Origin of the sequence: Microcystis sp. M31BS1 (genome assembly GCF_020245285.1) — a bacterium.
Lineage (GTDB): Bacteria > Cyanobacteriota > Cyanobacteriia > Cyanobacteriales > Microcystaceae > Microcystis > Microcystis panniformis.
In genome coordinates, this window is record NZ_JADBVE010000134.1 from 1 (window position 1) to 13,828 (window position 13,828).

Below are 13,828 nucleotides of genomic sequence, written 5' to 3' on the forward strand. Positions count from 1 at the left end.
AACGGTCATCTTCAAAAATAATAATTGTTCCTGTAGGAAGACGTTCTCCTTGTAACTGCCCTCGATTCCACATTCTCCAAGCAGTGTCATAACTGATCCCTTTTTTCTTAGCATAATCTGATAGTTTCATGTGAACTGCAATGTAAACTTGCACTAACCATATTAGCAGTTGTTTGCAGTCATTTGCATATACTTTTTACAAAACTTTACAATACTCTATCTGAATTGCGAGCAGAAGCGGAACAGGCTCAAAAGACTCGCCTGGCTCAAGGTAGGACAAAAGCATCGAAACAAGAGGGTCTCTACAAACAGGTAACAAAAGCCCTCAAGCTCCTCAGTACAAACCCAAGACATCCAGGACTAAAAACCCACGAATTTAATTCCCTCGACAACCCTTATGATTCAACACAGAAGGTTTTTGAAGCCTACGCCCAACAGAATACACCGGGAGCCTATCGAATTTTCTGGTGCTATGGACCTCATTCGGGGGAAATCACCATTCTCGCTATTACACCTCATCCGTAGATCACAACATTGTAGGGGCGAAGCATTCGGGCGATAACCTATCGCTGAAACCGTAGATTTCCTATCCGAATGCTTCGCCCTTACTTTTTCAGCAAGCCCGAAATAGTTAGCGCTGAAGCGCAACAACAAACTAGGTTCGTTATTCCCCCCTTATCAAGGGGGGCAGGGGGGATCGAACCTAAAATCCATTTTTAATTTAATTATAACCAGCTACTTACGTTAACTGAATTGATAGCCGCAAACACGCAGCCTACGCCCAAAACCCATCCTAACCCTCCAGCAAACCCCGCAACTCCTCAACCCCAATCCCGAAAACAGAAGCAATACCGACAAAAATCTCCTCATCTTGCGTTTGCTGATAAAGAGCAACAAGACGAGGCAAAGAATAGGTTTGTATGGTGTAATTATCGTTAAATTCTGCCAAAATTTGTAAGGCTTGCAGGTAATAACTTTTGGCTTGGCTCAATTCCCTCAATGCTTGCGCTACCATTCCCAACTCGTTCAGGGGGTTGGCTTGCCCGTAGCGATCCCCATATTCAATGAGGATCTCAAGAGCTTGCTGGTAGTAGCTTCGGGCTTGCTCCCATTCCCTCAATTCTTGCGCTAGGTTTCCCAAGTGGTGCAGGGTGCTGGCTTGGGAGTGGCGATCCCCATATTCAATCTTGATCTCAATAGCTTGCAGGTAGTAGCTTCGGGCTTGCTCCCATTCCCTCAATTCTTGCGCTACGATTCCCAACTGGTGCAGGGGTATGGCTTGGGAAAAGCGATCCCCATATTCAATCTTGATTTCAATAGCTTGCTGGTAGTAGCTTCGGGCTTGCTCCCATTCCCTCAATTCTTGCGCTACGATTCCCAACTGGTGCAGGGTGCTGGCTTGGGAGTAGCGATCCCCATATTCAATGCAGATCTCAAGAGCTTGCTGGTAGTAGCTTCGGGCTTGCTCCCATTCCCTCAATTCTTGCGCTACCACTCCCAAATTGTGCAGGGTGCTGGCTTGGGAGTAGCGATCCCCATATTCAATGCAGATCTCAATAGCTTGCTGGTAGTAGCTTCGGGCTAGCTCCCATTCCCTCAATTCTTGCGCTACTCCTCCCAACTGGTGCAGGGTGCTGGCTTGGGAGTAGCGATCCCCATATTCAATGCAGATCTCAATAGCTTGCTGGTAGTAGCTTCGGGCTTGCTCCCATTCCCTCAATTCTTGCGCTACTCCTCCCAAATTGTGATAGATATATCCCAATATTGAGGCTTTTTGTTGCTCGTCCACTCCTTGGAGATTTTGAGTTAATTCAATGACTTTTAGATAAGTCTGTTTCGCCTGTTCATAGTTTTTTGTATATTTATAGGCGGTGGCGAGATTGCCCAAAGCATTGGCAATATTACCACCGATTATCCCAGTTTTAATCTGTTCAGGATAAGCTTGACAAGCTTGACAAACACTCTCGCATAGTTTCAGGCTGCTACTAACATCATTGGTAACAACAAAATAATTAAGTAAGCAAAAGAAGATCTCAATACTTTCCTGCTTCTCCAAACAAATCTGCAACGCATTGAACAGATTTTCATACTCCCAGCGACATAACAATATCCCCCACTGCTTATTTTGCGGATTTTTGGAATTTAGTAAGTTACTATAATTACCTGCCCAGTCTCGGTAATGATTCTTAAAACCCTCCCAAATTGCTGCTTGTGTCTCTGGTGCTAATTCCTTTAACTTCGTCTTCAGGAAGTAGGGAAAAATGGGCTGGATAGTCAATAAACTCGGCAATTCTTCACTCATCGGCGAAAGCAACCCCCAATGAATTGCTTCTTCAATCGCTGCATCAAATTGGTCAAACTGATAGCCTTGTAAAGGTTCTAATTGCTGTAGTTTTTGGCTATAAATAGGAATAACACCCCTGGGAATAAACCCACTAAACGGCGCTAAACAGAGTAACAACTTCTGCGCCTCCTCCGACAAATTACTGTGGGAATATTCCACACATTTGATGATATTATTAGTCTTATCCTTATCCCCCACATCAGCTAACTCCGCCAACTGTAACCCTTGCCAAATCTCCTCCGGTGACTGTCGCTTCAGATTCGCTAATACCACTTCCATCGCCAACGGATACCCCGCCAACAATTTCATCAAGCGCTTAAAATAATCATCCTTTTTAATCGCATTTTTCCGACTCTTCGCCTGACGTTCTAAAATTCTCTCCGCTAATTCAGTTCTCGACTCTTGGTCTAATCCTTGTAACTGATAGATATTCTCCTTAAAAGTCCTGCGTTGCAGCCAAGTTTCCTCACTGCGAGAACCCAAAATCACCTTCGTTTTTCCCCCGACCAAATTCTTGAGAAATTCGGCGATTTCTTCCCTTTCATTCTCCGGTAAAGTATTCTGAATTGCTAACGGTTGTCCCGTCACCGACTCCAGATTATCTAAAATGAGAATATACGCCTCACTGCGGAGTTTTTGCTCTAGTTTCTTTACCCGCGCTTTCAGGTTCATCCCTTGGAAACTCGCCTGTTCAAAACGATTATAAATTCCCTGACCGATTTCATGGACAATCTGTTCTAACGTCCAAGCTTTTCTATCATAACCAAAATAGAAAATATGGGTCGCCCAGTTGGTTTTCTGCCACCATTCTCGTAGATAATTGAGTAAGGTAGTTTTTCCTGTCCCTCCCATTCCTTTGAGTAAAAGGATATTATGTTTCAGCAGCGCCTTTTCCATCTTGAGAATTTCTAAATCCCTGCCGACAAAGCCGTATTCTGGTAAGGGAAAGACATATTGATTGCCGATATGTTCCCAGTATTTTTCTTCCTCTTCTGGAGTAAATGGACGCAAATTGAGATTAATTTTACCGCGACAATAAATCACCGGTAATAACCAATCTTCTAAATCTATTATCGTATTATAATAGGCGCGGCGTTGCTTATTATTGAATAACTCTAACCGTCCTTTTCGCATCGCTTCCGTTAGGTCTTTTCCGTTCAATAATTGCTGATAAATTGGTTTCATCATCAACTTAGCTGCAGAAACCGTCACCGAATATCCCATCGCCACCACTGCTTGCATTCCCGCAGTCATCAAACGACTTCCTAAACTGGTTTCCCGATAGTCTTCTGATTCCTGGGAAATTTGCTTTGCTGACTGACAAGCATTGAGAATACAAATAGGGATATTTTTCCCAGTGAGTAAATTCGCTAATTCCGTCGCTTCTACCGGAGTCGCTTGACCTTTTTCTTCTCCTTCCAGAAACAGAAAAGCTTTTACTCCCTCATATTCTGCTAAATCCTCCAGTCCCCATCCCCTTTGATAGCGCCAAGAATCCCCGTGAACCTGTCTTTGGTACTGTTCATATTCCATCAATCCGCCATGAACATCGAAATGAATAACATGATAGTATCCTTCTCCCTTCTCATCCAGATGTCTGGTTAGTGATTCATAAGTTCCGGGACGCAAAATATCAATTTTTACCGGTATTTCACTACTATTTACCAGTTCTACCAAAGGACGGGAAATCGTGCGATAGTTAACATCAGATTCCTCATTAGGACGCGCAATCACCACCAGAAGATTGATAGTAGGATAAGTGGCCATTTGCACCGGGACAACTGTAGCCCCTCGACGCTGGCGGGAGATGATACAATCTATAGAAAAGGGACGCGGTAAATCAGGATCTTTCAGCGCTTCCCAATGTAAAGCTTGAAATTCTGGCGACTGACTTTCGATGATAATTTGCAGTTGACTTAACTGTTTTCGTAAGTCTCGATATTCCCCATAAGCATTTAAATTACTCTGGAAAACCTGTTTAAATAGGTTTTCGCCATAGTTTTGGACACTGTTGGCGGCTTTTTGCGCTTTATCCGTGTCTAGGGTGGGAAATACTAACCATTCCTCAAAGTACCATTCTAGGTCTTTTTCTTCTTGGTTAGTAAAGGGGTCAGTAACCGTAATTGGGTAGCTGTTACCGCTATCAAAATTGAGACTAGCAGTAAAGCCACCATCGTTAATTCCTTCTTCGCGGATGGTGAGGACTAACATAGAGATAAGTTTAGAATTGTTCTATTACAACTCTTCAGCAGTTTAACGGTATTATACTGGAAAAAACCTATTGCTTTGAGCCTATGGATGTTCGAGCGGCAGTTGCCCTAGAAGCGGGAAAACCCCTAACTATTGAAACGGTAAAATTAGCCGCACCGCAAGCGGGGGAAGTGTTAGTAGAAATCAAAGCCACGGGAGTTTGTCACACCGATGCCTATACTCTCTCTGGGGCCGATCCTGAAGGCTTATTTCCCTCAATTTTAGGCCATGAAGGGGCCGGAATCGTGGTAGAAGTGGGAAAGGGTGTGACTAGCCTAAAAGTGGGGGATCATGTTATTCCCCTATACATTCCCGAATGTCGTCAGTGCGAATACTGTCTCAGCTTTAAAACCAATCTCTGTCAAGCAATTCGTCTTACCCAAGGTCGGGGAGTAATGCCGGATGGAACCAGTCGTTTTTCCCTCGATGGTCAGCCTCTTTATCACTACATGGGAACCTCGACTTTTGCTAACTATACCGTACTGCCGGAGATTTCCCTAGCCAAGATTCGCCCCGATGCTCCCTTTGAAAAAGTCTGTTATATCGGCTGCGGAGTCACTACAGGTATCGGTGCGGTGATTAATACCGCTAAAGTGGAACCGGGGGCAAAAGTGGTGGTTTTTGGTCTGGGAGGTATCGGTTTAAATGTTATTCAAGGGGCCCGTTTGGTGGGGGCCGATATGATTGTCGGGGTCGATATCAATCCCCAGAAACAAGCTTTAGCGACCAAATTCGGGATGACTCATTTTGTTAATCCCCAAGAAATCGAGGGGGATTTAGTGGCCTATCTGGTGGATTTAACTAAGGGTGGGGCCGATTATAGTTTTGAGTGTATCGGCAATGTCCAGATTATGCGTCAAGCTTTGGAATGTTGCCATAAGGGTTGGGGTGTTGCCACTATTATCGGTGTAGCCGGGGCCGGCCAAGAAATTAGTACCCGTCCTTTTCAATTAGTCACCGGACGGGTCTGGAAAGGTACGGCTTTTGGTGGGGCAAGGGGTCGTACAGATGTACCAAAAATAGTCGATTGGTACATGGACGGCAAGATTAACATTGATGATTTAATCACCCACGTTCTACCTCTGGCAAGGATTAACGAGGCCTTTGACCTGATGCACCAAGGGGATTCTATCCGCAGTGTGATTACATTTTGAGCATAGTTAAGAAACACTTGACAAACTCTTAACTATATGTCTGCGCCAGTTTCCTCGCTCTCTTTAACTTACTATAGAAGCGATCAATCTTTGTGTCCTCTGTGTCTGGAGTGGTTCCTTCCACTCCCAGTATTTACACCTATTTTGTTAAGATATATTGCAGATACCCTGAACTTTAGTAAACAGAGGAGCTAAATCACCTAGTATTGCGTCCTTTTCAGTGTTGCCAAAGGCACGGCGTAGCCGTCCAGTAAACAGTGAAAAGACATCAGGAAAGTGCTATTTAAAACTACTCACTTAGAACTCAAATCTGATAAGGGACTTGCGCTTTGATAATGTACCTTTTGGGCGAACGCAGTTCGCCCCTACATTGTGGACAAAATCCGTTACTGTAGGGGCGCAAAGCTTGCGCCCTCCGATCGATCAGGTTTGCTGATCACCCTAAGTAGGGCGAGAGCCTTCGAGATGTTAGGGACTTGCGCTTTGATAATGTGCCATCTGGCTGGTCTAATTCTTCTACAGAGCGATTTTCTGGCTGGGATATTATTCCCACGCAAGTCCCTAACTGATGACTAATAACTTTTAAATTTTTAACTTTAAGCAAATGCGTAATAGCGGACTCCTCTCAAAAACCAAAGTCAAACTGAAACGGAAAAAAACGCTCACCTCGCCGACGCGGCCAGCGCCGAATAAATTACAGAATAAAATCAAAGATAAGGAGCGTCTAGTCGGTCGTCAGCGTCAGTCATGGCTAATTATGGGATTAATTAGCCTTGTCCTGCTAGGAGGAGTCGGCTCGCGCTTGGCCTATTTACAACTGCAGCAAGGACAAATTAACCGAGAAAGGGCAGAAAATAACCGGATTCGCATTCTTCCCAAACCTCCAGTCCGGGGCAATTTATTTGATCGCAATGGCAAAGTTTTGGCCACGGCCCGCCTAACCCATGCGGCCTATATTTGGCCCAAATCCCAGCGTAATCCCGCCCAAAAACTCAATCTTGACCGTTTAGCCAGTATTTTAGGCATTCCCAGAAGCGACCTAGAAAAACGCATTAACGAAGCGGACGAAAACCCCTCCACCCTGATCCGGATTGCTAGGGGTTTAACTCCGTCCCAAATTATCGCCCTAGAGGAATACAAAGACGAATTAACCGGCATTGAAGTGGACGTGGAATCAGTGCGCTACTATCCCAATGGTAAAATCGGGGCGCATATTCTCGGTTATACTGGGGAACTAACCCCAGAGGAATATCAAGCCAAAAGACCCCAGGGCTACCGGTTGGGAGATGTCGTCGGTAAAATGGGTGTGGAAGCCGCCTACGAGTCAAAATTGCGGGGAGAATGGGGAGGAATGCAGTTAGAGGTCAACGGATCGGGACAGGTAATCCAAATTCTCGGCCAAAAAATTGCTAAACCGGGGCAAGATGTCACCCTGACACTAGATTTAAAACTCCAAAAAGCCGCCGAGGCCGCTTTAGGAAAACGCAAGGGTGCGATCGTGGCGATCGATCCCCGGGATGGTTCCGTGCGGGCCATGGTCAGTTATCCTAGTTTTGATCCCAATGTTTTCTCGGCCCCAATTACCACCGCCACCTGGAAAAAACTACAAGCGGAGGGCAACCCGTTTGTTAACCGCGCTCTGCAAGGATTCCCCCCCGCTTCCACCTTTAAAGTCGTCACTGCCACTGCTGGCATGGAATCGGGGAAATTTCCCCCCAATACGGTCTTAAATACCTTTGCTGCCCTTTATGTGGGGGGGACAGCTTTTGGAGAATGGAATCACGCCGGTTTTGGTCCGATGGGTTTTGTCCGGGCCATGGCCATGAGTAGTAACACTTTTCACGGTCAAATAGGTCGCGGGGTGGGGGGACCGACTTTAATTGCCATAGCCCGGCGCTACGGTTTCGGTCAGAAAACCGGGATAGAATTAGCGGAAGAAACTCCGGGGTTAATTGCTGATCGCGATTGGAAACTGCGTAATTTTAAAAACTGGGATTGGTCCGTAGGCGATACGATTAATATGTCGATCGGTCAAGGATTTACCCTCGCGACTCCCCTACAGGTAGCTGTGATGTTTGCCGTCCCCGCTAACGGGGGTTTTTTGGTGAAACCCCACCTTTTACAGGATGCCCGCAATGTTAAGGAATGGCGCAAGTCTTTGAACATGAAACCTAGCACCCTAGACACCCTGAGAAAGTCCCTGAGAGCCGTGGTAGCGGAAGGAACGGGGCGGTCCCTATCGGACCCCGCTTTACCGCCTGTAGCGGGCAAAAGCGGCACGGCAGAAGCACCTCCGGGCAAGTCCCACGCTTGGTTTGGAGCTTTCGCCCCCTTCGACAAGCCCGAAATTGTTGTGGTCGCCTTTGCGGAACATTCCGGCGGTGGTGGTGGTAAAGTGGCCGCACCTATGGTACGTCAGGTAATGGAGGCTTATTTTAATGTGAAGCCGAAAGAAGAAAAACCCCGGCCGAAGCCTTAGAGACCTGTGGCGGTAAGTGGCACACAGCGTACGGTAATTCCCGTGGCCGTGGCCATTTTTTGCGCCCAAATTGCCAATATTTCAGCGTTTACGGGTTTGAGAATTTGCATTCCGTCGGCAGCGGTGAGGGGATTATTACCGCGGGTTTCTAATTGTCTTTGTCTGGCCCGGGGACGGGTCGGGGTGTTAAGCTGAATTTCATCCGGTTGTAGCTGTTGCATCAAATCGATATACTGGTCTTGCTCTTGGGGCGACCAAGAGGACAGCACCATGGTTTGAATTGCTAGTTTTCCCGACCATTCTTGGCGAAATTGTCTTAATCCCGACCAACAACTCTGCCAATCCAGGCCGGGGACTGGACGGTTAACCCGTCGCCATTGGGACTCGGAAACAGCATCGATTTTAGCGGCGACGATATCAGCTTTGCTCAAGTCTTGACGCACTCGGGCATCTCCCAAGAGGGTACTATTGGTTAAGACTGCCACCGGCCGCCTGGTCATTTCCTTGACGGTGGCCAGTATTTCCCCTAAATTGAGGGCGAGGGTGGGTTCCCCGCTACCACTGAGAGTGACTATATCCACGTCCCAAGGGGCAAAAGTGCTTAAATCCCTGCTAATTTGTTCGCTAGTGATAAAAATTCTTCGATGCTCGGTTTTTTGCTCAATTTCTCCTAACTGACAGTAGGCACAGTTAAAGGAACAGGTGGAAACTAAACCAATCGGATCAATGCCCAGAGAGCTGCCGAAGCGCCAAGAGGCAACCGGACCATATACGGAGCAGAAATAATCCTGGCGAGCAGTCATCGAACCTACCCAAAAAATACGGAGAGGGAGGGATTCGAACCCTCGGTACGGTCTTACGATTCGTACAACAGATTAGCAATCTGCCGCATTCGACCACTCTGCCACCTCTCCAAGATGACATCATTTTAATTTAACATGAAAGGCCGATTTTTGGCAAGTAATTTTTGGGCAGTTAATCCCCTAAACGACCATCCTCCATATTGACAATGCGATCGGCGATGTCGAGAATCCGGTTATCGTGGGTGACAAGTAAAATCGTGCAACCTTGTTCTTTGGCCAATTTCTGCATGATTTCCACCACATCGCGCCCGGATTGTTTATCTAAGGCCGCGGTCGGTTCATCAGCGAGGACTAATTTGGGATGACTGACGAGGGCGCGAGCGATCGCAACCCGTTGTTTTTGTCCCCCTGATAGATCATGGGGATAGTAATCAACGCGGTTGCCTAAACCGACTGACTCCAGAATTGCCGCCGCTTTTTGATCGAGATCTTGTTCTAAAAACTCCTCGTGCAGTTCCAAAGACATCCTAACGTTTTGTTTCGCTGTGAGGAATTTTAGTAAATTATGTGCTTGAAAAATATAGCCAATTTGTCGGCGAATTTTCAGCATTTTGCCCTTACCAATTCCTAACATTTCTTGGCCGAGAATTTTTAAACTGCCCGCTTGTGTCGATCGCAAACCTCCCATTAAACTTAATAAAGTAGTTTTCCCCGATCCCGAAGGACCGGTCATAATTACTACTTCCCCCGCTTTAATTTCCAGATCGATATCGTATAAAACCTGTTTTCTTAATTCCCCCGTGCCAAAATAGTGATTTAAGCCTTTAATGGCAATTACGGGTTCATTAGGGCTAAAATAGACTAATTCTCGCTCTTTTTGAAAAATCCGCATTATTTCACCCTTGATAGTTTAAAAAATATCGGCTGGATCTGCTGTCCTTAATTTGCCCATGGCGACAATTCCAGAGGCAATACACATAATAATTGTCAGGATTAAAACTTCGATCGCCCTAGCGGTAGTCATCACTATGGGTAAAAGTGTAGCGGAGGAAGCGAGATTATAAACACCGAGAGAGACGATAAACCCGGGTATATACCCCAAAACCGCTAGTAATAAGGCTTCTTGCATCAAAACCCCGACTAAATACCAATCACCGTAACCCATAGCTTTTAGGGTAGCGTATTCGGGTAAGTGATCGGTGACATCGGAATAGAGAATTTGATAGACAATGACGATACCGACGATAAAACCCACTACTGTACCTAAACCAAAGATAAAACCAATGGCTGTACTATTAGCCCAATAGGTTTTTTCCCTTTCAGCAAATTCTTCTAAAGTAAGGACTATTACTTCATTTTTAGGGAAAAGTGCCTGTAAATTGCCCTTAACTGCTTCGATATTTGCCCCTGGTTGCAGTTTCACCAGTCCTATATCGATTTCGTGGGGTTGACGTTCGGGAAAGAGCCTTAAAAAGGTAGAATCACTGCTAATGACGTTACTATCGGCAGCAAAGGAGGCACCAAGGGTAAAAATTCCCGCTACCTGTACCTCTTTTTTATTTAACTGAACTGTCAAATCGGGGTTTTTCTGGAGTAAATCGGCAATTGGACCGAATTCTGGTCTTCCTGCCTGATCGTACAAGACGCGATTTAACATCTTCAGATCACTGGATTTTTGATTAACTTCCGGGAGGGTAAAAACCCGTTGACTGGGATCAAAACCAAAGACTAAAGTAGTTCTTTCTAGGGCAGTTTCGGGATTGCGCCACTGGGCCGAAGCAATATAAACTGAGGCTAAAGATTGAATGCCCTCGACTCTTTGAGCTTGGTACAAGCGATCGCGTGAAAAACTTTTCACGGCAAAGAGGGTATCGAATTGGGGATTAATCAGGACTAAATCCGCATTGAGGACATAATGGGGTTTAACGGAAGCATCAAATAAGGCATCCCGAAACCCCAACTGTGTGAAAATTAGGAAGTCAGCAAAAGCAATCCCGGCAATAGCCACAATCAAACGGGTTTTCTCTCGCGTCACCTGTAACCAAGATAGGGGCGTTTTTTTGAATAGATGGGTTAGTTTCATTGGGTGTTGGGGTTTTGGGGTTTTGGGGTTTTGGGGTGTTGGGGTGTTGGGGTGTTGGGGTGTTGGGGTTTTAGTTGAAATTCCCCACTTCCCCACTTCCCCACTTCCCCACTTCCCCACTTCCCGTAAAACCTACTCATTGATAGTTACAGTTACTTGGGAATTGGTTAAACCTGCCACTTTTTGACTGTTTTTGCGATCTAAGGCAATGCGGACAGAGATAACTTTGCGATCAAAGTTTTCTCCCGGTTGATTGCTGAAGATATTTTGTTGGTCAACTTTTAAAGCAATTAAGCGCACTTTTCCGCTAACTTCGCCCTTAAACGCCGATCCAGTAATCGTGGCAGTTTGTCCCTTGCGAATTTTCCCGATATCGCTTTGATAGATTTCGGCAATTACCTCCATGCGATCGGTTTCAGCGAGGTCAACAATTCCTTGATCGCTGATTTGTTCCCCGATACGGGTATTGACTTTAATCACTTTGCCGGTAATTGGCGATCGAATATAAGCCTGATTTAACTCGGTTTGGGCTTTTTTAACGGCAACTAGGGCAGCATTTACATCCGCTTCGGCTGCCTGCACATCGACTCCCCGCACTTCTGAGACTTGATTTAAAGTGGATCTGGCCTCTTTGATCTGCTGTTGACCGGTGGATTCAATCCGGGCTAGGGTAGTCTTGGCTTCTTGTATCTGTTGTTTACCGGTGCTTTCAATTCTCTCTAGGGTAACTTTTGCTTCTGTTAATTGTTGATTACTGGTTTCTAAATTCAGTCTTTTACTATCAAAACTAGAGGCGGAAATTGCCCCTTCTTGATAGAGTTTTTCGTAGCGATCGAATTCAGCTTTGGCATTGCGATATTCTGCTTCTAATTTAGCAATTGTCGCTTTTTGGGCAGCCCTATCCCCTTCTAATTGCGCTGTTAATCTTTGGATAGTTGTCCGTTGGGTTGCTTGATCCCCTACCCATTGTGCCTGGATTTTCCGCACGTTAGCGGCATTAGCATCGATTTCTCCGACTTTTGCCCCAGCTTTCACCTGTTCTAGTTTGGCTGCGGCTACTTTCACCTGTTCTTGTGCCTGTCGCAGGTTATCCTCTAATCTTTCCTGACTTTCGAGAATGGCGATTATTTGTCCCTTTTTGACGCTATCGCCTTCATCCACTAATAATTGCATGACTCGATCGGAATCAAGCAACATCGGGGCAGATATGCTGATAATTTCTGTCCTCGGTTCAATTCTGCCTAAAGCGGTGATTTTTTGCGGTGTGGGAGAGGCAATTACAGGGGTTTTGGTTTCGGGTTTGGGGGCGACTTGGGAAAGACTATAAAAGGTGGTTATTCCTAATAATCCTGTGCCTAATACTATTAACCCGATCATTAACTTTTGATTGGGTTTCACAAAAGTTTTACCTTTCATAATTTTTTAGTTAATAAGTGATTTTTGGGGATTAACAGTTTTTCTGCAAATATAGCGGTGTGCAGTCGTATGAGGTACAGTGTCACGAGCTATAAACCATGCTAGGCAAAGCTTGGTTTGTATCTCACTCAAGCGCTTACCGCTATAAGTAGTAAGAATTTTACCTAATAATTCCATTTGTTCATCGATCACAATCTGTTCATTGCACCACAGGCGCTCTAATATCAGTCCATTAATAACGCTGACAACTAACCAAGCTACACTCGGATCGCTAATACCTAAAATCTCGATTACTGCCTTATGATAGCGGCGATCAACGCGCTCAAAAAGTTGACTACGACTCAGTTCTTCTCGTCCTTGGTATTGAGAATAATCAATCCATAAGAATAATTGTTTGATACAGGAATCCTCGCGATTAGTCATAAATTTTCCGAGAATTTTTAGCTTTTCTATCAGGGTTTTTCCTCGATCGATCTCGACTTTAGCTAATAAAACATCCTCTCGGCACATCTCCTCGACTAATTGCTCGAAAAGTGCCGCTTTACTGGGAAAGTAGTGGTACAGCGTTCCCGTGGACACTCCCAATCCTTGCGCTAATTCTCTCGTCGTCATGTCAGCGTAGCCTTTCTCGGCAAAGAGTTCGGCACTTTTTAAGAGGAGTTCTTTTCGGTATTGTTCTACATCCACTATCTTAGGCATAAGTTTAATATCGAACGTTCGTTATATTTTAGCTTAACATTACTATGAATGGGGAAATCGGCTGTCCCTTTGCCTGTATGCTAGAAAGAGGAGCTAATTCGTTATTGAGCGAGCTTTTTCGCAAGGATTGACAGTATGGGTAATATTCACGAGCAGTTATTAGAGGAATTAGCCGAAGTGGAGTGGAGTGACTTGATCCCCCATGCTCAAAGGGATGCGCTGATCGTGGTTTCGGATTCCCTCAATTTAATCGAAGTGGCAGAAGCGATCGCTGGTGATCGGGTTGCTCAAGTGCAGAATTGGATCGGGGAAAAACTACTAGAAAAACCGACACAAGAGCAATTAAGCGATTGGAATTCCCATCCCGATAACCTTTTTAATACACTAATCGTGCAACCTTTTGTGTTAATTCAGGCCATAGCTTAGATAAAACCAAACCCCCCAATCTTGTCGGATTGAGGGGTAGGAAAGAATAATCCTGGCATCGAGCTATTGTCCCGGTCGGCAACCCGACAAGTATCTTGGCCACGGCGAAGTTTCACAACCGAGTTCGGGATGGAATCGGAGTGGTGCCATCACGTTAAAGACACCAGGAAGGGT

Annotated in this window: 10 protein-coding genes, 1 tRNA gene, 1 rRNA gene and 1 pseudogene; 4 read left to right on the forward strand and 9 right to left on the reverse strand. The window is 45.5% G+C overall.

All coding sequences use genetic code 11. From position 1 onward, the window contains the following. Nucleotides 1–130: pseudogene (locus IM509_RS07545) on the reverse strand (IS607 family transposase); the annotation flags it as partial. 95 nt (nt 131–225) lie between these two features. Here IM509_RS07545 and IM509_RS07550 point away from each other — a divergent pair. Next, entirely contained in the window at nt 226–525 is a 300-nt protein-coding gene (locus tag IM509_RS07550) for a hypothetical protein (protein WP_159293245.1), read from the forward strand. A 268-nt stretch (nt 526–793) separates the two neighbouring features. On the opposite strand, the gene IM509_RS07555 is transcribed toward IM509_RS07550, so the two are convergent. Further along, a complete protein-coding gene (locus IM509_RS07555; protein WP_287716759.1) occupies nt 794–4,555 on the reverse strand; it encodes a tetratricopeptide repeat protein in 3,762 nt (1,253 codons plus the stop codon). A gap of 83 nt (nt 4,556–4,638) precedes the next feature. On the opposite strand from IM509_RS07555, the gene IM509_RS07560 reads away from it, so the two are divergent. Together IM509_RS07560 and mrdA are read left to right on the forward strand one after the other, a co-directional pair. Continuing rightward, nucleotides 4,639–5,748: an S-(hydroxymethyl)glutathione dehydrogenase/class III alcohol dehydrogenase gene (locus IM509_RS07560; protein WP_185237504.1), complete on the forward strand. Its 1,110-nt coding sequence runs from the start codon at nt 4,639–4,641 to the stop codon at nt 5,746–5,748. A gap of 604 nt (nt 5,749–6,352) precedes the next feature. Then, complete coding sequence (gene mrdA, locus IM509_RS07565; protein ID WP_185237503.1) at nt 6,353–8,227, forward strand: penicillin-binding protein 2; 1,875 nt, start codon at nt 6,353–6,355, stop codon at nt 8,225–8,227. Here the strand turns inward: mrdA and IM509_RS07570 are convergent. From IM509_RS07570 to IM509_RS07595, 6 genes are all read right to left on the reverse strand, one after another. Continuing rightward, a complete protein-coding gene (locus IM509_RS07570; protein WP_185237502.1) occupies nt 8,224–9,030 on the reverse strand; it encodes a radical SAM protein in 807 nt (268 codons plus the stop codon). The two genes, mrdA and IM509_RS07570, sit on opposite strands and share 4 nt — an antisense overlap. Before the next feature lie 19 nt (nt 9,031–9,049). Then, a tRNA-Ser gene (locus IM509_RS07575) sits at nt 9,050–9,141 on the reverse strand. 61 nt (nt 9,142–9,202) lie between these two features. Beyond that, nucleotides 9,203–9,922 carry a DevA family ABC transporter ATP-binding protein gene (locus IM509_RS07580; protein ID WP_052277650.1) on the reverse strand — a complete coding sequence of 240 codons (720 nt, stop codon included), beginning with the start codon at nt 9,920–9,922 and terminating at the stop codon, nt 9,203–9,205. Nucleotides 9,923–9,940: 18 nt separating this feature from the next. Continuing rightward, a complete protein-coding gene (gene devC, locus IM509_RS07585) occupies nt 9,941–11,113 on the reverse strand; it encodes an ABC transporter permease DevC (RefSeq protein WP_052278532.1) in 1,173 nt (390 codons plus the stop codon). Between the two features lie 132 nt (nt 11,114–11,245). Next, complete coding sequence (locus IM509_RS07590) at nt 11,246–12,529, reverse strand: HlyD family efflux transporter periplasmic adaptor subunit (protein WP_052277651.1); 1,284 nt, start codon at nt 12,527–12,529, stop codon at nt 11,246–11,248. 6 nt (nt 12,530–12,535) lie between these two features. Beyond that, the gene (locus IM509_RS07595) at nt 12,536–13,228 is read right to left on the reverse strand and encodes a TetR/AcrR family transcriptional regulator (protein ID WP_287716763.1); all 693 of its coding nucleotides are present in this window, start codon (nt 13,226–13,228) and stop codon (nt 12,536–12,538) included. A gap of 135 nt (nt 13,229–13,363) precedes the next feature. On the opposite strand from IM509_RS07595, the gene IM509_RS07600 reads away from it, so the two are divergent. After that, on the forward strand, nt 13,364–13,654 hold the full coding sequence (locus IM509_RS07600) for a DUF2288 domain-containing protein (protein WP_052277653.1): 291 nt from the start codon (nt 13,364–13,366) through the stop codon (nt 13,652–13,654). A 50-nt stretch (nt 13,655–13,704) separates the two neighbouring features. Here the strand turns inward: IM509_RS07600 and rrf are convergent. Next, nucleotides 13,705–13,822: ribosomal RNA gene (gene rrf / locus IM509_RS07605) — 5S ribosomal RNA — on the reverse strand. Nucleotides 13,823–13,828 lie beyond the last annotated feature (6 nt).